Annotated in this window: 15 protein-coding genes and 1 pseudogene; 5 read left to right on the top strand and 11 right to left on the bottom strand. The window is 45.6% G+C overall.

The features are described from left to right. Nucleotides 1-28 precede the first annotated feature (28 nt). The 3 genes from BK120_RS18455 to BK120_RS18465 form a co-directional block, all read right to left on the bottom strand. On the bottom strand, nucleotides 29-859 hold the full coding sequence (locus BK120_RS18455) for a carbohydrate ABC transporter permease (RefSeq protein ID WP_076268980.1): 831 nt from the start codon (nucleotides 857-859) through the stop codon (nucleotides 29-31). A 3-nt stretch (nucleotides 860-862) separates the two neighbouring features. Continuing rightward, a complete protein-coding gene (locus BK120_RS18460) occupies nucleotides 863-1,753 on the bottom strand; it encodes a carbohydrate ABC transporter permease (protein WP_076268981.1) in 891 nt (296 codons plus the stop codon). 85 nt (nucleotides 1,754-1,838) lie between these two features. After that, nucleotides 1,839-3,152 (bottom strand): ABC transporter substrate-binding protein, encoded by a 1,314-nt coding sequence (locus BK120_RS18465; RefSeq protein WP_076268982.1) that lies wholly within the window; start codon nucleotides 3,150-3,152, stop codon nucleotides 1,839-1,841. Between the two features lie 315 nt (nucleotides 3,153-3,467). On the opposite strand from BK120_RS18465, the gene BK120_RS18470 reads away from it, so the two are divergent. The 3 genes from BK120_RS18470 to BK120_RS18480 are packed head-to-tail and all read left to right on the top strand — an operon-like array spanning nucleotide 3,468 to nucleotide 6,834. Further along, nucleotides 3,468-4,442 carry a glycoside hydrolase family 113 gene (locus BK120_RS18470; RefSeq protein ID WP_076268983.1) on the top strand — a complete coding sequence of 325 codons (975 nt, stop codon included), beginning with the start codon at nucleotides 3,468-3,470 and terminating at the stop codon, nucleotides 4,440-4,442. Further along, nucleotides 4,439-5,650, top strand: coding sequence for an AGE family epimerase/isomerase (locus BK120_RS18475; RefSeq protein ID WP_076268984.1), 1,212 nt, complete (start codon nucleotides 4,439-4,441; stop codon nucleotides 5,648-5,650). The genes BK120_RS18470 and BK120_RS18475 overlap by 4 nt, the downstream gene beginning before the upstream one ends. 14 nt (nucleotides 5,651-5,664) lie before the next feature. Beyond that, the gene (locus tag BK120_RS18480) at nucleotides 5,665-6,834 is read left to right on the top strand and encodes a glycoside hydrolase family 130 protein (RefSeq protein WP_076268985.1); all 1,170 of its coding nucleotides are present in this window, start codon (nucleotides 5,665-5,667) and stop codon (nucleotides 6,832-6,834) included. 119 nt (nucleotides 6,835-6,953) lie between these two features. On the opposite strand, the gene BK120_RS18485 is transcribed toward BK120_RS18480, so the two are convergent. Further along, nucleotides 6,954-8,273, bottom strand: coding sequence for a DUF4179 domain-containing protein (locus BK120_RS18485; RefSeq protein ID WP_076268986.1), 1,320 nt, complete (start codon nucleotides 8,271-8,273; stop codon nucleotides 6,954-6,956). Further along, a complete protein-coding gene (locus tag BK120_RS18490; RefSeq protein ID WP_076268987.1) occupies nucleotides 8,200-8,802 on the bottom strand; it encodes an RNA polymerase sigma factor in 603 nt (200 codons plus the stop codon). Before BK120_RS18490 ends, BK120_RS18485 begins: the two co-directional genes overlap by 74 nt. A 79-nt stretch (nucleotides 8,803-8,881) precedes the next feature. Here BK120_RS18490 and BK120_RS35990 point away from each other — a divergent pair. Both BK120_RS35990 and BK120_RS18500 read left to right on the top strand, forming a co-directional pair. Then, a pseudogene (locus tag BK120_RS35990) lies at nucleotides 8,882-8,998 on the top strand (MBL fold metallo-hydrolase); the annotation flags it as partial. A 139-nt stretch (nucleotides 8,999-9,137) separates the two neighbouring features. Next, a complete protein-coding gene (locus BK120_RS18500; RefSeq protein ID WP_076269129.1) occupies nucleotides 9,138-9,650 on the top strand; it encodes an acyl-CoA thioesterase in 513 nt (170 codons plus the stop codon). Between the two features lie 13 nt (nucleotides 9,651-9,663). Here the strand turns inward: BK120_RS18500 and BK120_RS18505 are convergent, their stop codons facing one another. The 6 genes from BK120_RS18505 to BK120_RS18530 form a co-directional block, all read right to left on the bottom strand. Then, the gene (locus tag BK120_RS18505) at nucleotides 9,664-10,866 is read right to left on the bottom strand and encodes a benzoate/H(+) symporter BenE family transporter (protein WP_076268988.1); all 1,203 of its coding nucleotides are present in this window, start codon (nucleotides 10,864-10,866) and stop codon (nucleotides 9,664-9,666) included. Between the two features lie 1,038 nt (nucleotides 10,867-11,904). Continuing rightward, a complete protein-coding gene (locus BK120_RS18510) occupies nucleotides 11,905-14,091 on the bottom strand; it encodes a hypothetical protein (RefSeq protein ID WP_076268989.1) in 2,187 nt (728 codons plus the stop codon). A 15-nt stretch (nucleotides 14,092-14,106) separates the two neighbouring features. Beyond that, the gene (locus BK120_RS18515) at nucleotides 14,107-15,783 is read right to left on the bottom strand and encodes an extracellular solute-binding protein (protein WP_076268990.1); all 1,677 of its coding nucleotides are present in this window, start codon (nucleotides 15,781-15,783) and stop codon (nucleotides 14,107-14,109) included. A gap of 54 nt (nucleotides 15,784-15,837) precedes the next feature. Then, nucleotides 15,838-16,734, bottom strand: a complete 897-nt coding sequence (locus tag BK120_RS18520; protein ID WP_076268991.1) for a carbohydrate ABC transporter permease — start codon at nucleotides 16,732-16,734, stop codon at nucleotides 15,838-15,840. A 13-nt stretch (nucleotides 16,735-16,747) separates the two neighbouring features. Beyond that, complete coding sequence (locus tag BK120_RS18525) at nucleotides 16,748-17,659, bottom strand: ABC transporter permease (protein ID WP_076268992.1); 912 nt, start codon at nucleotides 17,657-17,659, stop codon at nucleotides 16,748-16,750. A 5-nt stretch (nucleotides 17,660-17,664) separates the two neighbouring features. Beyond that, a complete protein-coding gene (locus BK120_RS18530) occupies nucleotides 17,665-20,739 on the bottom strand; it encodes an alpha-mannosidase (RefSeq protein WP_076268993.1) in 3,075 nt (1,024 codons plus the stop codon). Between the last annotated feature and the right edge of the window lie 22 nt (nucleotides 20,740-20,761).

The raw sequence follows: 20,761 nt of genomic DNA on the forward strand, positions 1-20,761 counted from the left end.
CATCTGCAATGAAAAGAAAGCGGACGGTTTATTTAACCGCACCGCTTGTCACACCCGCGAAAATATATTTTTGCAAGAACACATAAAGAATAGCGGTAGGAATCATAATGATAAGAATGGCTGAAGATATCATTTGCCAGTCCCCGCTGTTGACCCCGAAGAAGCGCATGAGTGACGTTGATACGACAACATGTTCGGCCCTAGGCAGATACAGGAGCGGAATAAACATGTCATTATAGATGCTGATTGTTTTCAAAATAATGATTGTCGCTGTCGCTGGCGCAAGCAGCGGGAAGATGATGGAGCGGAAAATACGAATCAATGAAGCACCTTCGATCATCGCGCTTTCATCTAGTTCATAAGGAATATTTCTAATGAATTGCAGATAAATGTAGATTTGCAAAATATCTGCGCCTACATAGATTAGTACAGGTCCCATCAAATTATTCGTTAAGCCAAGCGCCTGAATCGTTTTGTAGTTGACGACTTGCGTTGTAATCGCTGGAATAATCGTGGCGAATAGGAACAAGCCGACTAACGGGCCTTTAAATTTGAAATTGAAGCGCCCAACGGCATAACAGAACGCCGATCCGATCAATATGTTCAAAATTAGCGTGATCGCGATAATGAACAGCGTATTCCCGAACGCATGGAGCATATCCGCCTGCTTGAAGGCTTGTGCAAAGTTTTTAAAATAGAGAAAGCTATCCGGCATAGCGATCGTCGATTTCGTGTGAAATTCATCCTTCGTCTTAAAAGCATTGACGACGATGATATAAGGCGGGAACAAAATCGCAAACGCAGCCAATAGAAGGCTTAAATACTTGATTGTGTCCCAAAGCTTATTGGATTTATTCATCGATTATTCCCCCTTTCCTTTCAACAAAAACCGCTGAATCGATAATACAATGACAACAAAGAGTAACAAGACGACGCTCATTGCGGATGCCAAGCCATAGTTGTTGAACTGAAAGGCGGTCTCAACAATTTTCATAACGAAGGTTTCACTCGATCCTGCCGGCCCGCCCTTAGTTAAAATATAAGGCAGATCAAACACCTCTAAAGCGCCGGTGACCGTTAGGAACAAATTGAGCTCGATAATTTTGTAAATATTCGGCAGCGTGATGCTAATAAATTTTTGCCAGCCGTTTGCCCCGTCAATCGATGCCGCTTCGTAAATATCACTTGGAATCGATTGAAGCGCCGCCAAATAAATGACCATATTGAAGCCCATAAAGCGCCAGAAGCCAATAGAAGCAAGCGTATAGTTTACAAAAGAACCACTGCCGAGCCAGCTTGTTTTGGAGAGTGCATCAAAGCCGAGCTGTCCTAGCAAATAGTTTAATGATCCGTTTGTCGTATCGAATACGTAACCGAATAAGTATGCTACAGCAACGCCATTTAGGATGTACGGTAAAAAAAGCAGCAGCCTGAAAAAGTTTTTCCCCTTCAGCTTGCTGTTCAGCACCACTGCGAAATAAATCGCGGCGATATTTTGTACGATTCCAACAGCGAAATAGGCAAAGTTATGTTTGAAGACGCCAAATATAGCTGGATTTGAAAATACTTCTTTGTAGTTCGACCAACCGATCCATGGTTTGTTTTGACTTAAGCCGTCCCAGCTCGTAAAGCTTAATCGAATGAGTTCCATTGCCGGATAATAGGCGAATGTCAGCAGCAGCAGCAGCGGCAATGCGACGAAGCCAATAATGACATAGTTCTTCTGTGTTTTAAAAGGCAATCTGCTAAACATGAGACAACCCCATCCTCCCTGCGTCTTTCTAATCGGAAGGTGCAGGATAGACAACCGTTAAGGTTACCCATCCTGCACGCAGCCCTTACAATCCTAAATCTTTTTTCGCTTTCGCCCACGCTGTGTTTACTTTATCCAATACTTTTTGCGGGTCTTTCGCTAATACGAATTCTTGTACAACTGCAGCTTGATCAAGCTGCGCTTTGTTTTGAATTTCAGTCGCTGCATCTACTGGTGCAGCCGGCTCGAAAAATTTAGGGGTAAAGCTGTTGAATTCCGAAAGCTGTGGAAGCTTCGATTCTTTCGCTTTCAAAGTAGGAATGAAACCTGCGAAATCGTCATAACCGGATTCTTCGATCATCCATTGTACGAATGCTTTTCCTGCATCAACATTGCCGTTTTTGTTAACTGCATAGAAGAAATCCGGGTTAAGCGGTGCTTTCGCTTCGCCAGTGTTGTCGACCGGGAATGGGAAGAAGCCAATGTCCTCAGCAGGAGCGCCGTTTTCGATTACTTGGTTAATTACCCAGTTGCCAAGCAGATACATACCGAATTTGCCGGTTGCTACGTCTTTTTTCGATTGCTCCCAGTTCGTCGAGTTCACGTCTGTTTCCAGGAAACCTTTTGTGTACAACTCACGAAGAATTCCCCATGATTTGCCGTATGCATTATCAAGCGTGTACGGTGTTTCAGATTCAGCACGTTTGTTTTGGTGGTCAGAAGCTCCGCCGATTAGCGTTGGAACATCGTATACCCAAGTATCAAGCGGCCATTTATCTTTGAAGTTTGATGCAAGCGGCACGATGCCAGCGTCTTTAAGCTTTTGCGATGCAGCTAGAAATTCGTCGTACGTTTTTGGAAGAGCTGTAATGCCTGCTTTCTCGAAAGCTTTCTTGTTGTATACGATACCGACTGTCGATCCGCCGGAGGATACGCCATACATTTTGCCTTCTTGCGCCTTCAAATCCTTGAAGTGAATTTCACCTGAGAATGCAATGTCGTCAAGCGGAGCGAAATAATTAGGCAGCTCTGCGTTTGGAATGGTTGGTACAAATACGACATCTGGGAAGTCTCCGGAAGCGATGCGGATTTTCAACGTTTTATCATAGTCTGTTATGGCTTCAAATTTAAGATCGACACCAGGGTATTTGTCTTCAAAACGTTTTTCGTAATCGACGTACTGTTTGTCAATCATGTCGGTACGGTTTGTTAAGAATACGACTTCACCTTTTATCGTTGATGCTTCTTCTGTTCCACCGTTTTCCGGTTTGTTTGTTGCGGTGTTATCCGTGCTCGGCTTGTTCGTAGGTGTATTCGTGCTTGCGTTATTTCCACCACATGCAGCTAACGATGTTAGCATAACTACAGAAACAAGTGCTAACGAAATGACTTTTTTCATTTTCTAAATCCCCCTCGGCTCGTTTTGATTCCGCTTACATTTCGATAATACCTCATAAAATGTGGTTCTAAAATGGTTTAAAATATGATTTATAGTCTTCAACTGTCATTTTGTGAAAACGCTTTTTTACGCATTTTCACTCATTATTGTGCATACACATGCCGCTTTCCGTGTTATTAAATGAAGCAATTTTATAAGGTTGCTTGCTGTTCAAGAAAGGTATTGCAAACAAGACTAGAATCATGTTTACTTGTTATATAACAAAAATATTATTAGCAATAACAAAAATACCAAATACAAAGTGAGGCGACTCCAATGACAACTAAAGCAGCCTATATAGGCGGAATGACATGGGGCTGGACAGGCATTCGAGGCACATGGACTGGCGAAAAAGCGGATCGTTCGATGGAACTGATGGCCGAGCGGTTAAGCGTGAACTGGACAGCTATTGCACTTGGCGCACTTCAAGATCATGCCCACTCTACCGAAATTAAGTTTCGCGAGGCGCCTACGGTTACCGATGAGGAAGTTCTTAGTGCCATTCACAAAGCAAAAGAACTAGGCCTTAATGTTTGTTTGAAGCCGGTCGTCAATTGTGCGGATGGCACATGGCGTGCACATATTAATTTCTTTGATCTCGATGTGCCTTGCGAGCCAAAATGGTCTGACTGGTTCGCTTCTTATACAACATTCATTTTGCACTATGCCAGAATGGCTGAAGAAACAGGTTGCGAAATGTTTTGTGTTGGATGCGAAATGGTTCAAACCGATCGCAGAGAAACGGAATGGCGTGAGCTCATCGCAGAAGTTCGCAAAGTATATTCCGGCATCGTTACGTACAACTGTGACAAATATCAAGAAGGCCAAATTAAATGGTGGGATGCTGTTGATGTCATTTCTTCCAGCGGCTACTACCCTATCGATGCTTGGGAAGAGCAGCTGAACCGGATTGAAAAGGTCGTATCCGAATACGACAAGCCTTTTTTCTTCATGGAAGCAGGCTGCCCTAGCCGCGAAGGCTCGCAATATATTCCGAACGATTGGGGACTTGCCGGCGCGCCTAGCGAAGAGGTTCAGCGTCAGTTCTACGAGACGATGTTCTCCCATACGGACAAACGTGATTGGGTTGGCGGCTTTATGCTTTGGGATTGGCCGGCGAGACTATATGAAGAGGCCGATGCGAGTGCCAACGACGATTATTGTATGTATGGCAAGCAAGCAGAACAAACCGTTCGTCAATATTATGCAGCCAAAATAGCTGAATCGAGTGACGGAGGTTTGGGCGAATGAACGTAAATAACGAGCAGTGGCTAGCAAGCATCAAGCAGGAGCTGGAATCTAATATTCTCGGCTTTTGGATGAAGCATACGATCGATGAGCAAAAAGGCGGTTTCTACGGCAATATCAGCAGAGATTTAACCGTTAACGATGAAGCTGGCAAAAGCTTGGTGCTTAACACACGTATCTTGTGGACCTTTGCCTCCGCTTATCGCATGACTGGCAATGAAGCTTATCTCGAAATGGCTGATCGTGCCTATCGATATGTAAATAAATACTTTGTAGATCAAGAATACGGCGGATTATACTGGATGGTCGACGCAGCTGGCAGCCCAGCCGAAACGAAAAAGCAGGTATACGGCCAGGCCTTTGCTATTTATGCTTACTCCGAGTATTACCGCGCTACCGGCAATGAAGCTGCGCTTCAGAAAGCGATCTCACTATTTCATACGCTTGAGAAATATAGCTACGATGAGCAATATAAAGGTTACTTCGAGGCTCTTACACGCGAGTGGCTGGAAACCGACGATAATAGCCTGAGTGAAAAGGATTTGAACGAGAAGAAATCCATGAATACTCATCTCCACATCATGGAGGGTTATACGAACCTTTACCGGGTATGGAAATCAGATGAACTGCATGCCAAGCTGAGAGAACTAATCGAAATCACAATAAAACATATTATTAACCCAGATAACGCGCACTTTATCCTTTTCTTCGATGAAAAATGGAACGGCAGATCCGAGCATATTTCTTACGGTCACGATATCGAGGGTAGCTGGCTGCTGGTCGAGGCCGCTGAGGTGCTTGGAGATGCAACATTGCTGGCTGAAGCCAAAGCCGTCGCCATTCGAATGGCAGAAGCGACGCTGAATGAAGGCGTTGACGAGGACGGCGGTCTTCTTAATGAGGCAGGTCCTGATGGGATCATCGATTCACACAAGGATTGGTGGCCGCAAGCAGAGGCTGTTGTTGGTTTCTATAATGCTTATCAAATGACAGGCGATGAGAAATACCTTGAGGCTGCTTTGAAATCTTGGCAGTTCATTGAAAATTTTATCGTCGACAAACAGTTTGGCGAATGGCACTGGAGCGTAACTCGCGATGGAGCTCCAAGCGACAATTTACAAAAGGTTAGTCCTTGGAAATGCCCTTATCATAATGGACGCGCATGCTTTGAAATGATCGAACGCTTGTCTGGTACAGCAATTTCACACTAATGGAGGTTTATACAATGAGTAAATTTAATGAACGCAAGCAAATGCTAACAGACCGTTATGAGGCGCTCGTACAGCGTAAAAACGAGCCAGCAGAAGTTAGCAACGGTGTTTTTGATCGTTACGTGCACCCTGTTCTAACAGCAGAACACGCTCCGCTGATTTGGAAATATGATTTTAATCCTGAGACGAATCCTTATTTCATAGAGCGCCTCGGCGTTCATTGCGTATTCAATCCAGGCGCAATCTTCTTAAATGGCAAATTCCATCTCGTAGCGCGCGTTGAAGGCAATGATCGCAAATCATTTTTCGCCATTGCAGAGAGTGACAGCCCCGTTGATGGTTTCCGCTTCTGGAACCACCCTATCTTGCTTCCAGAAACAAGCGATCCCGATATTAACGTCTATGATATGCGCCTCGTTCAACATGAGGACGGCTGGATTTATGGTCTGTTCTGCACAGAGAGGAAAGATCCTTCCGCTCCAAAAGGAGATCTGTCGAGCGCGATTGCACAATGCGGTATCGTAAGAACAAAAGATTTGAAGCAATGGGAGCGCCTTGCTGATCTAAAAACAGCGTCCAACCAACAGCGCAACGTCGTGCTTCACCCTGAATTTGTTGACGGCAAATACGCCTTTTATACTCGACCGCAAGACGGCTTTATTGATACGGGTTCAGGCGGCGGTATTGGCTGGGGACTATCTGATACGATCGAGAACGCAGTTGTAGAGCGTGAGATCATTATTGATGAACGCCATTATCATACAATTAAAGAAGTGAAGAACGGTCAAGGTCCCGCTCCAATTAAGACGGACAAAGGCTGGATTCATATTGCTCACGGCGTTCGCAACACTGCGGCTGGCTTGCGTTATGTACTCTATGCATTCCTATCCGACTTGCAGGAGCCTAACAAAGTAACGCATCGTCCGGGCGGCCACTTGCTTGCGCCAGAGGGCATTGAACGCGTCGGCGACGTATCGAACGTAGCTTTCTGCAATGGTGTTATCGCACAGGATAACGGTGACGTGTATATTTACTATGCTTCCTCCGACACACGCTGTCACGTTGCTGCAACGACCGTCGATCAACTGCTCGACTATTGCTTAAACACACCGGAAGATCCGCTTCGCTCCTACGCATGTGTAGAGCAGCGCATCGCTTTAATTGATCGCAACTTGCAGCTATAATCCAATTCTCTTCGCCATAGCGAGAAACTTTTAGTCTTTTCAGCCTAAAAGAAAGAGCTTCCCAGAGAGCAGCATTTCTGCTTTTGGGAAGCCCTTTTTCATTTATGGTTTGATACAAATTACTTTTTGATATCCATAGGAATAGAGATGGTCTTATCGTAGGTTTTAATATAGGAAAATCCGTTAAGCAGCAGCTGTTCCGGTTCCTCCTCCGTGTTAAAAGAAAACGTCTGCTCCCACAAGATATTGCCATTTTTCAAATCCCACGGGCGTGATGAGGAAATGGATGAGATAGGAACTACACTATCACCCGATTGAACAGATAAGTTTTCCGTTTCCAAGATTGTAAATTGTTTTCTGGCGATAACGATATCATAACCTGTATCGGTTTTTGTGACGCTGCGAATCCATAACTTTTCATTCCCAATCTTTATGGACAGATCTGATGGTGAAGCTAGGGAGATCGGTTCTTCTATTTTCTGATAGCCAGCAAAATTTTCAAGTACGAGCTCAATGGTTTCCAGCTTGTCTGTCGGCAGCACATCAAATTCAAGTTCAAATGCTGCTTTACCCTTTTCACCGGAATGATCCGACTGCATTCCCCATGATTTCACTTCTGTTCCATTCACATAAAGCTTTGTTTTGCCTGAGAACCTCGGGTATCCCCCATCATTCATTTCATAATGTCCCTTTACGATGGTAGAAGTAGGTGAAGCTGTGATGGCGTCATAGTGGACCGTTCCCTCATCGACCGAAACGGATTTTGAGATATCCTCTTTAAGCATGCTTTTCATCGCTTTATTCGCTTCAAACTTGAAGGAGATTGGGTAAGATGCCCGTTCTCCATTTTCTAGCCACTCACTAAATGTAACGGTTAATGTTCTAGAGAATGGACTAACCGATTCAAATTTATAGACACCCTCGTACTGGGTCTCGTCTTTGCTATAATTGCCGCTTCCTTCTTTGGGATCGGAATCCGTCAAAAATCCTTCCATTTGACCCACGTTATAACGCAGTGAACTATTGTCAGTAAATACAGAGCCTTCGGTTCTATCAATGCTATAATACATAAGCAAAGCGTTATCGTCCGCAATAACTCCGTTGATGGTAATGACAGTACCGTCCTCTAGCGTTTTGCTTTTGTTGACCGATTGTCCGTAGCCTTGCTCCGCCACTTCGGAGAAGCTAAGAGAGTTCAGCTCGATTTTGTTAAACAACTTGCCTCCGTAAAAAGCAAATGCAGGATATTGATAAGTGCCTACAATTAATAGGAGTGCTGCAGCTGATGCGACAACCCATGTCATCGCTCTATTTAACTTTCTTTTCTTAGCAGGAACATGCTCAAGTGCATTTCGAAGTCTGTCCTCAAGTCCTGACGGTGCCTGCACGATATTCAAGCTCTGTTTGTGCTCCTGTAATCTCTCCTCGATCGTTTTCATTACGATCCCCTCCGATCATCGCTTTCAGTTTTTGTATGCCTTGCGAAATTCTTGATTTGATTGTTCCAATCGGCGAACAGGTCATGTCCGCAATCGTCTGATACGGAAGATCATGTACGTAGCGAAGCTCGATAGCTTCCCGCTGCTGTGCATTTAGATTAGAAAGCAGCACCTGCATGTTCATCTCAGACTCCGTGTTGCGATAAGGGTTATCTTCAGTTAATCCAGCAAAGGATGATTCTCCCTCGTCTCCCAGTGGAACAAATCGTTCTTTTTGGCGGAGCAGTTTTTTGCAACGATTGACGAGAATGGTTTTGCTCCAGCTGTAGAAGGCTTCACTCTTTTGCAATTGATCCAGCTTTTCATAAAGCGTAACAATCATATCTGCCATGGCATCCATCGCGTCATGCTCATTTCTCAAATAGCTGTAGGCAAGGCGATAATAAGCGTCCTGATCGGCTATGATTAGTTGTAATAAAGCTTCTTTGTTGCCTTTTTGAGCTTGTCTGACAAGACGGCTTACATTCATGTTCTCACCCCTTTCATAGATAAGAGATCACAGAGGCTATTAAAGTTCATTTTGTGAAAAAAAATCTCATATAAAAGAGGCTCGTCTCTCTTTGAAAAAATACGTAGACCTCGATATTGCATCCGTCGTTTGTTATCACGGGGGATTAAGTACCGAAAATGTTAATGATCAGTTGTTAAAGCTCAGCCAAGAGTAACTATATATAAAGGGTTCCACATACTAATCAAGCTTTATATGTGGAACCCTTTTAAGTTTTATTTTAGAAGCATAACCTATCCATAAAGGGGAGAAAATACCCAAAGATCAGCCACTTTCTAGAAAGTTGTGTGAATGCTTTGGAAAATAAATATGTCAAAGAAACGCGATCCTTTAAGGTTTCGAGAGTATTCCCAACCGATGTAAACAATCATAATACGTTGTTCGGCGGCAAACTTATGTCTTATATCGATGATATCGCTTCGATATCCGCTTCCAAATTATGCAGAGTTACCGCGGTAACCGCTTCGACGGATTCCGTTGATTTCTTGCATCCAATCCGGCCAACAGATTCCGTTTCCCTAGAGTCCTTCGTTACTTGGACGGGCAAAAGTTCAATCGAGGTTTTTGTGAAAGTAATACGAGAAGATTTAAGAAGCGGCGAGCGAAAAATAGCAGCAACCTCTTTTCTTACTTTCGTTGCCTTAGATGAACAAAATAAGACAATACTTGTACCTCGTATTGTCCCTGAAACGGAAGAAGAAATTAAATTATATGAAACAGCCGAGCATCGCACGGCAATGAGGAAGCAGCGCAGAGAAGAGAGCAAAAAGTTTGCTGACTTTTTGCTGACGAAGTTTCCGTGGGAATAATCGTCCCCTTTTATTACTGTTTATTTTGACGAACGGCATCATTGCTATTGCTGCGCGTTCCCTCGCCCAGCAATTTCATCGTAACCATGCCGATTGCCAAGCACCAAACAGGCGCAGAAACGCCGAGAAAGGCGACGTTCGCTACCGCAATCGCAAATGTAAAGGCCGTTGAGTAGCGGTAGGTAGATTCCGAAAAAGCTGATTGAAGGCTTTGAATGAATACCCCCATCAATGAAAAACCCGTTAGAAGCCAAATAAATGAAGACGGCAGAATATTAATAAAGGCAATAACCTTCCAAGCAAATAATCCAAACAGCGCCACTAATGCACCCGAGACAATCGCTGCATAAGGACGATATTCCTGTGCACCAGCTTCTTCGCTGCTGCACAGCATACTCATCATTCCGCCAACATTTACGCTATGACCGCCAAGAAACGCTACAGCAGTCGTGGCAAAACCAGTTATCGTAATCGTCTTGGAAGCGGATGGCTCATAGCCATTTTTGCGAAGTGCTGCCAAAGCTACAAACAAATCGTTGCTAAGCACGAGTATCGACAAAGGGATAGCTAACGATAACAGCCCATTAATCGAAAACTCAGGGCTCACCACATGCGGCAGCGCAAACGGCAGCACCTCCATAGGAGGCAAATCGTAGCCAATCCATAGAGCAAGCAGCCCCATACAAACGACGCCGAGCACAGGCGGAAAGCCCTTGAATAAACAGGGAAATAAGAAAAAACCGACCAATGCCATGAACCCGACAAAGGGAGCATCCTTGACCGCGGGAACGATTTTTACAATATGGTTGAATATTAAACCGGCAAGCATCGCGTCCATCAACGGCTTGGGCAGGAAAGCCAGCAGCTTATCGGACAGACCAGATAAACCAAATACAGCGATAATAATCCCGGAAATAATGCTCGCACCAGCTAACTCCTGCACGGTAAACTGTGTCGCAGAAGTGCTTAAGAAAGCAACGGCGGTTATCGAATGCGCGCCGCCAAACGGAATTTTATATATCAACGTCAAAGCTATGTTCAGCAGTCCGCCAAAAAAATAAACGGCGAACAGCCACGCGACGAGCTCTAAGGTTGAAAAACCTGCTTTTTCAGCGCTGCTCACGATGAGTACGGCTCCGCCTGTACATGCCAGCATCGCAGATAATATACCAGTAAACACATTTTGCCGATTGAGCTTGGAATGGGTTTTTATCATCAAATCGCTTCCTAATCGTATAATAATATGGCTTCCGTGTTGTTCAAGTGCTTAAGTATAACCGTTTCTCAGCAATTTGTACCCATCCACTGCTCAAACTTTTTTCAGCCATTTCTGCGCATAACATATCAAGGCATCCCAAGACATCCCAAGATCAATTCTCTAACGAACTGTATTATTCTTATTGTGATGAAAACTAGCTTATTTAAGTTTTAACGAACCTCATGAACGTTATAACATGCTGAATTGGGTGTCATAAGCTATTATTCTCGAAATAACGATTCTGGAGTTCGTTAAACTTTTAATCTATTACTTTTGATTAAAATAAGAGCTGCTAGGTTCGTAAGTTATAGGTCCGAAAACGTTCACTCTGTCTGAGCTCCAGCTCCATTTCCCACCTCGATCATACGCCACAGCTACTCTATAAGCGCATATATGTGCTTACAGACAACAAACCTAGCCCTTTCTCTCGCTGTAAGAACATATACGTGCTTATTACTCCATTTCACACCTCGATCATACGCCGTAGCTACTCTATAAGCGCATATTTGTGCTTACAGACAACAAACCCAGCTTTTTCTCTCGCTGTAAGAACATATGCGTGCTTATTGCTCCATTTCTTACCTCGATCACACGCCGCAGCTACTCTATAAGCGCATATTTGTGCTTACAGACAACAAAACTAGCCCTTTCTCTCGCTGTAAGAACATATACGTGCTTATTGCTCAATTTCTTAACTCGATCACACGCCGCCGCTACTCTATAAGCGCATATATGTGCTTACAGACAACAAACCTAGCCCTTTCTCTAGCTGTAAGAACATATACGTGCTTATTGCTCAATTTCTTACCTCGATCACACGCCAAAATTCGCTTGTCCATCATTTGCTTAAGCAAACATCAATAGACCAAAATAGAAAAATGGCGTCACAGGAATAAATCTCTGTGACGCCATTTTTTCAATATTCATATCGAGCTATCTCTCCAGTGAGTTCATCACTTTTGGGACAGCCCCTTCGATCGTTCGGTTATTATCGCATTACCATTCCACGCTTACTGCAATTCCTTCCGGAATGCCCGGATAGCGAAGAAGCACCGTTCCTGACTCTCCATCATACTCGTATGATGCCGTTTGATCACCAGCTGTGACGCTGCTAGGCTCACTTGGAACACGCAGGCGCGTACTAACCGTGATGTCCAGCGGTGACTCTGAAACAAAGGAAATTCGGTTTTCAGCAGACAGCTCCTCACGAATGCGAGATGAACTAACAAGAATACTTGTTTCCCCTTGCTGGTTATCAGAGTAGTTCAAATCAAACAACAAGCTGTCCTCGCCCGATTTGATTTCCACGGAATGTTTCACAGGCATGTTCGCTTCGAACAAATCAACGAACAGACCCTCCAGAACGATTGAATCATCCGCTTCCCTCTCATCCAGCACATGAGTAATGACATAAGGCCCCCGTCTAATATGCAGCGAGGTGCTTTCCTTATAATCAACCATTTCTCCGCGGATCTCGAGTGACCTTTTTACAGCACTCCGTATAAGAGCTGCACCAGCTTCAGAGCGGGACAACTCCGCCGGATTCTCACGGTAAAATAAAACAGCACCGCTGCCTACCGCAAACTCTCCTTGCTCCGGGTTTCTACCTAAGCCAAGCGACTCGAATAAATGTTCTTCCGGACGCATGTAAGAGCGGCGGCTGTTCTCACGGTTCCACCATTCCCGCACTTCATGATAGGGGTCCGATCCATCACCGACATAGATGAGTATGCCGCCCTCCCTCACCCATTGTCCGATAGCTTGATGAATGCCCGGATGTTCCGGCTTCATAAATTCGTAGCTGAGCAGCAGTACCCGGTAATGATCCAAATATCCTGGGAAGGTCAAAATATTGTCCAGCTGTACCGGTCTTAGCGGAATGCCTACCTTCACGAGCGGAAGCGCGAGTCCGTAAAAGGATGACCAGTCAAGAAGCTCCTTCTGCTCTGCACTCAGCTCTTCAGCTGAACTCGTTCCGTCATATTTGGCAGCTTCGCCTTCCTGCTCTCCTTCACGGATAACGTCCCCGCGTTGATACATCGCGGAGTTGGATAAGCAAAGGCCAATGCCAGCTGTGTAGGCGTCGTCTCCAGCAACCTCATCATGGTTATGCATGTCGCGCAGCACATTCATGACCGTCAGTAGCACGGTCGCATAGTCACCCGGGATCATTTCTTTTCCTTTCCCATCCTCAGTCGGGTAGCTGCCCTCGAATACACGGCGCGGCCATGGGCATACCTCGTATTGCTTCACCTCAGGATGCAGCAGGGAAGCAACAACAGTAGAACGATAGTTTTTACGATAGTCGCTCCAGCTGTATCTAGGGTTATCCTCAATCGGATCGTGAAGGAACCACATTTCACGCCCCGTTCCACGCGTGAGCTCCTGCATAATTCCATATTCCAAATATGCCGTCTCGAAGGTTCGCTCTCTGCGCAGTCCCTTATAAACGTTCGGAGTACGAGCCGTTCCCGTCCAGATCTGAGCAATGAAACCGTCACAGCCAGGCATCGACACGAGCAGCGCCTCAGGACTAATAATTCGCCACTGCGTGTAATTAATCAAGCTGTGAGTTGGGACATAGAAACGTACCGTTCTACCGTAGGTTACTAACGAATATTCCTTCATTTGACTGCAAAGCCGGTCAAGCGCACGATAGTACATTGCCGCCTTCAGCTTGGATGCTCTGTACTGAGCGTCCGGCGAGGAGTGGGGAGGAATCCAATCCTCCCCGTAATAGTTCAGCCACTCCCGCTTGAACGCATCGGAATAACCCGATGCCGCCCAAAATTCCGGCTCCTCCAAATGAATCGCTTCTGCACCAGAGTCGATTGCCCGTTTAATATGAGAAGCCAAATATTCAGCGAAGGCAATGGTCGGAACCATATAAGGAACATCCTTGCCATGAAGCAGATGATTTCCGCTGCGGTCCATTTGAGCTTCATCCCAGTGCTCCCGTCCGTCGAATCGACCATACAAGTAGTCCTGATACTCCCCCCAAGATACACCTGTCATCAAATGAATCTTATAGCCAGCATTTCTCCAGCCTTCGATCCGCTCAGGCAAATCATCAGATATTCCGTATACCATGACAAAATCGGTCCGCAAATCATACTTCGGGCCATACGGCCTTGATTCCTGAAAACCGGTCCACTCTGCTCGTTGTTCCAAACCCTTCGTCAAAGCGAGAAGCCTCCTTTAGTTTGCCATTCCAAACAAAGCAACTTCCTTGCCTTTCAAGTTGTCATTAGTAAACTGCATTGCTTCTTTATAGCCTGTTTTATTCATCTGTCCGCGAAGATCATTAATGATTTTCAGTGCCGCTTCATCCGATTTCGCATAAATCGCTTCTTTCCAGACGTCGCCTATTTTGTCCATGGATGGCTTCAGCATTTCCCACTGTGGAGACTTAATCATAACGTCGCCAGGATTGTATGCCGAAATAACACTAATACCGTTAGGGCGTAAAATTTTACGCGCATTATCCATTGCTGCCAGACGATCCTGATCAGACCAGATGTCTCCAGCGCCAACGGAGTTGATGCGGTCTTGGCCAGACATGCTCTCAAGGCCAATACCCATGCCTTCGTTTTTCTTCATCTTGCCCGTTGTGTCCGCTGAGAATTTATCAAACCATTCTTTTTTGGCTACAGGCTTGCCGTTTTCCATATCCCAATGTTCGCCTTGAATGCCGTAACGTACGAGAAGGAAACCTTCATCAGAAGCAAGATAGTCCAGCAAGCGAAGCGCTGCATCTACGTTTTTCGATTTTTTTGGAATAACGGTTACGTTGTTTCCTTGAATAGAAAGGTCAGCAGGACGGTCTGCAGCAGCGCCAGCACGCTCAAGCGGGCCAACTGGAATATAATCGCTGCCTGGATGCGCTTTCACATAGTCCTTAGAAGCATCGAGAATCGCTGGATAGTGAGCAGCCAGCACTGCAATACGGCCTTGCTTGATTTTCTCATTCGCGATTGGATCGGTTTGCGTAAACGCTTCAAGATCAAGCAGACCTTCGGAGATCAGCTTGCGGTAATACAGCGTATAATCCTCGTATTGTTTCGAGAAGAAGCTGTTTTCCAGCGTTCCATCGCCTTTATCTACATAACCAGAGCCATAGAACATCGTATTGCCGATACCGACAGCCCAGCCGTTATGAAAGCCTCCGAGAGGAATAACAGACATGCCATTTTCCTTCAGGTCAGCGTCCTTGATTTTTTTCAGGAAGCTATAAAGCTCTTCCTTTGTACGTACGGATTGTGGATCTACTCCAACCTTCTCAGCAATATCCTTGCGGACGTAGAAGCCATAAAGCCAATCCATTGCATCCTCAGGTGTTGCAGGGTGGTTCTGGTAAAGTAAGAACTGCTTGCCACCGTACACATCAAAAGCTTTCTCATAAAGCGCTGGCGGAACATTGTCTTTCTGAATCGCTTTTGCTAGATTTGGATATTTGTCCAGCTTATCCGAAAGATCAACCAATTGGTCTTCCTTCGCTGCTTTTATAATTCCATCTAGCTCTCCGCCCCAAGCTGGACCTGTGTAAATATCAGGCATATCTTGAGTTGCAAAAATGGTGTTCACTTTCTCAACTTCACTGCCCTTTGTATATTCCCACTCAATCGTAATCCCCGTTTTTTCTTTAATAACCTTCTCGATCGCCGTCGTATCTGTGTCGCTGCCGCTGGAGCCGTTCCAGTTGTGAAGAACTTTGAGTTTCACCTCTTTTTGCTCTGTACCGCTGTTAGTTGTGCCTGCGTTGTCCGAAGGCTTATTGACGGCGCCACCGTTGTTGTTGCTGCAGCCAAACAGCGTAACCGCCATCAGAGTTACTGCGAGTAACAACGAAGTGCTTTTTGCTCTTTTGTTCTTCATAAAAACCCTCCCGTGAACTGTAATGAAATATGATAAAGTCCCGAATGCGGACGATTATCCTTTGACCGAGCCAATCATAACGCCCTTGACGAAGTAACGCTGCAAAAACGGGTAAATACACAAGATCGGAAACACCGTGATAACGAGCAAAGCCATTCGAAGCGATTCCGGTGTTGCCCCAGCCACATTGACGCTGACGGTCTGACCGCCTTGCTGCGCCGCTCTTTGCATGGAGGATGATAGCGCTTCCGCTTCGGTCAGCAATTCTTGCAGCAGCGTTTGAACGGGTATCAGATTTTTATCCGACACATAATAGGCGCCTGTAAACCAGTCGTTCCAATGTGAAACCCCGATAAACAAAGCGATAGTCGCAAGAACTGGACCCGATAACGGTAAAATGATTTTAAGGAATATTTGAAAGTCACCGTAGCCGTCAATTCGTGCCGATTCCTCAAGCTCCTCCGGTATGCCTTGCAGGAACGTTCGAAGAATGACGATATGCATGAAATTGAATAACATCGGAATGACATATACCCAAAAACTGTTGATCAGATGCAGCTTCTGCAAAGTGATGAAATACGGAATGAATCCAGCGCTGAATATCGTTGGCAAAAAGATGTAATACGTAAAAAATGTTCTTCCTGGCAGCGATTTTTTGGAAAGCGCATAAGCCATCAGCGTACAAAGCCCTACGTGCAGGAATGTGCCGAGCACCGTTCGGAGCAGCGTAATTTTGTAGGCCTGCCAAATGCGGGCATTATCAAAAACCTCTACGTAATTGTCGAGTGTAAATTTACGAGGGAAGAAATAAAGCGCACCCATCATCGAATCTTTTCCGTCGTTGAGCGAGTAGACCAGAATGTAAATAAACGGGTAGATCATCGACAATCCGAACAATGTTAAGAAAATATAATTACAAATGCTAAATATAGAAAATCGGCTTTTCGCCATATCAAACCACTCCTTAAAACAGGGATACGTCGCTAACCTTGCGAGCAATTCGGTTGACAGTCACGATGAGAATGAGTGCAATGACACTCTGGAATAATCCTACAGCAGCCGCATAACTTAATCGGCCTTCACCTATACCGGAGCTGATAACATGCACATCGAGTACGCTGCCGATTGCGGCGGTAGCCGGACCGTTCAGCAGGAGCAGCTGCTCATAACCAGCGCTCATTAAGCTGCCGGCCGAGAGTATGAACAAAATAACGGCAATGTTGCGAATACCAGGAAGCGTTACATGCCACATTTGGCGAGTGCGCCCAGCGCCGTCGATCTTAGCCGCCTCGTAAAGCTGCTGGTCAATGCCGGCGATTGCTGCCATATAGATGATCGAGTTCCACCCGATGTTTTTCCAAATATCTGAGCCTACAACAATTTGATAAAACCATGTTGTATTGTTCAAGAACTGAATCGGTTCTACACCAAACACACCAAGCAATTCATTGATTGGACCTCCAGATGGAGTAAGAAGACGCTGCATCAGCGTAACAACTACAATCCATGAAACGAAATACGGTAAATAAGAAAGCGTTTGCACGGTTTTCTTGAATTTAATGTTTCGAACCTCGTTCAATAGGATTGCGAGACATATAGGCATTGCAAATCCGATAAGAAGCTTCATGAGACTGATGATAATCGTGTTGCGGATCAACTCGAATGACTGATAATAGGAGAAAAACTGCTGGAAGTATTTCAGTCCTGCCCAGGGGCTTCCAGTGAAGCCCCCAGAGAACATGAAATCACGAAATGCCACTTGTACGCCAAAAAGTGGAACGTAGGAAAAGAGGAAAAACCAGATGATGCCGGGCAGCATAAACAAATAAAATAGTTTGTGCCGCCAAATTCGTTTCCACAATACTGACTCTGTCATATGCTCTACCTCCTTGCCAAACGGATCGTTTTTATTTCAAATGGAGTAAAGGCCAGGTGGTATGCCCCTTCCTCCGCATGGATTCTATCGATGGGTGTTTCCATCAAATCAGTAAGCCAAGCATCCGCTTCGTTCATAGCTGCAATGAGTTTTGCCTTAAGATGTGTTCCTGCGGTTTCATATAAACGGATGATGAGATCATCTCCGTCCTCTGCCTGCTTCACCGTTTCAACCATTACATTGGAATGGTCAACGCTGAAAAATGATTTTGCTGCTGGCAGATACTGTGCCTCGTCGCTTGCTGGCATGCTTACCGAACGCAGTGGTACGTTAAGCTCATATCCACGCTTATAAACCTCTGCCTGAACATGATCACCTTTGTGCGGGTACAAGGAGTACGTAAACTGATGTTCTGCTTGATCGGCTTCTGGATCTGGATACGATGTACTGCGCAAAAGATTCAAATCCAGCACATTCTGCCAAGCACGATGTCCGTATTTGCAATCATTGAGAAGTGCGACGCCATAATCCGACTCCGAAAGATCGATCCATTGATGAGCGCAAATTTCATCCTTCGCATAATCCCACAGCGTATTGCGATGTGTAGGGCGTTTCAAGTAGCCGAACTGAATTTCACAGCTCGCGCTGTCCGAACGAATATTGACAGGGAAGGATGTACGCAGCATCTTCGCTGATTCTTTCCAATCAACGTCCGTAACGAAATCGATGCGGCGGCTGCCTTGTGTCAGGATGACCTTCTGCGTCATTGTTGATTGACCAAACCGATATACAAGCAGCAAGCCTACCGTTGGACCATCTTGGAAAGCTGATGATTCAGATGGCTCAAGCGGCACTCCTCCCGAGAGGCGATAATCTTGTTTAATATCCCATGCATCGCCCTCATCATGATACAGGCTGAGTTCATTCGCCTTCTGGCCATGCGGGATGATTTCCCGGCCAAGCTCTTTATCAATGATGGATATAATCGTGAAGTCTTCAGCGAACGTAACCGATAACAAATCATTTTCCATTATCCGATCGATAGCCGATGACCTCATATCAGGAAAGAGGTTATTTGCCGCTGTTTTCTCTTGCGTCCGGGCAGCTGCAATTCCTGCTTCAGCTGCTGCCGTTTCAGCAAGCGCTAGTGAACCATTTGCAACGGCATATCCCATAGCAGGAATACGAACCCGCTGCCATGTGCCATTGTTTTCAATCCATTCTTCCCGATCCCATGACAGGGAGTTAAAGATTACTTCAGAGCCTTTCTCAGCAGTTACGGATTGTGCAACCGCTTCGTACGCTTCGGAAATTAATTGCTCGACACGGTCCAGCAGTATAGCGTATCTCTCCAGCGATTCATCATATACGCGCTTGATAGAGGAGCCTGGCAATATATCATGGAATTGATAGAGCAGTACTTCTTTCCATATCGTTTCCAGCTCCTGCGCAGGATAAGGTTTGCCCTTTGTTCTTTCAGCCAAAACAGCTGCATATTCAAGCTCGCGCAATGCTTTCTCAAGCTTTCGGTTATACCGTTTATTGCGTGCTTGACTCGTCAGCGTTCCTTGATGGCGCTCCAGATAAAGCTCGCCGGACCACACTTGATAACGATCTGAACCAACTGCAAGCTTCTCAAAAAATTGTGAAGAATGCTCTTGAACAACTGGGCTAAGGCCAAGTAAATTTTTCTCCCGCTGCAATCTCTCGAGATGCTCCTCGCCAGGACCGCCTCCGCCATCGCCGATTCCGAACAACATGAGACAATTCTCCGATACGTTTTTGTCCATATATTCATTCTCTGCCTTCACAATGGAACGAGGTGCAGCCGGGCTGTTATACGTATCCTCAGGCGGCATATGAGTCAGGACACGCGAGCAGTCGATTCCTTCCCAGTGGAACGTATGGTGGGGATGACGGTTGTAAATGCTCCATGACAGCTTCTGCGTCATCATGTAATCAACGCCTGATTTTTTCAAAATTTGAGGCAGGCTCGCTGTGTATCCAAATACGTCCGGCATCCAAAGCGACTTCATCTCTTGACCAAACTCTGCTTGGAAATACCGTTTTCCGTAAAGGATTTGACGAATCAGCGCTTCCCCGCTAGGTACGTTTGTATCCGATTCAACCCACATTGCACCTTGCAGCTCCCAGCGCCCTTCTTGCACACGCTCTTTGATGCTTGCATACAGCTTCGGATAATGAATTTTCATCCAATCATAAAGCTGTGGCTGGCTTGCTCCAAAGATGTAGTCAGGGTAACGTTCCATCATCCGCAGCACCGTTGAAAATGTGCGTGCTCCCTTACGGATCGTTTCACGGATAGGCCATAACCAAGCCAGATCCATATGCGCGTGACCGACGGCACTAATAGTAAGCACTGAATCTCCGCCGCGTTTATCAAGCTGCTCGCGCAGCAGTTTCGATGCCTTAGCTACTCTTTCTTCACTCAAAGATGTAAGGATATGAGAGGCTTCATACAAAGACTGCAAAATGCGTGCTCTGCGTGCTGAACCTTCAGGCAAACGATCCGCCGTCTCCAGCAGTACCTCAGCGTCATAATAAAGCTGATGGATGTTCTCGTGGCAGATTGCGACTTGGGCTTCCTTCAAAGTGCCGCTGCGGAAGCGACCGAACAAATCATTGCAGCCTGCGTCGCCCCACAAATCAATTTCTTCATCTCCCTGCGCGCTTTCACTAATGTGTACTACACGTTTGCCAGGAAGGCCAAGGCTATAATCAAACTCAGAATTAATATTCGTTAAACCCTGAGTAGGTGTTCCCTCTTCATCTACTAAACAAAGCTCACCATTCACATCGATAAGAAGTACAATTTTGGAGCCCTTCGCCTCTTGCGGTACTTTTCCGCTAAAGTGAAACCAAGCGCAGTCCCAAAGATTTCCCCAACGGTCTCCCGCAGCGAGTTCAATCTTCCGGCCTGACTCCCTATCCTCGTAAGAAACCGGCTCCTCAGTAACCCAAGCGGTTACTTTCAAATCCGTAAGCGGCTTGTAGATTTGTTCCTTCAACCGATCCAACAGCGACTTCAACTGCTCCGTTCTCACTTTTTCGTATGGCATTTGTAGGTCTCCTTTATCATCC

Origin of the sequence: Paenibacillus sp. FSL A5-0031, assembly GCF_001956295.1 — a bacterium.
Classification (GTDB): Bacteria; Bacillota; Bacilli; order Paenibacillales; family Paenibacillaceae; genus Pristimantibacillus.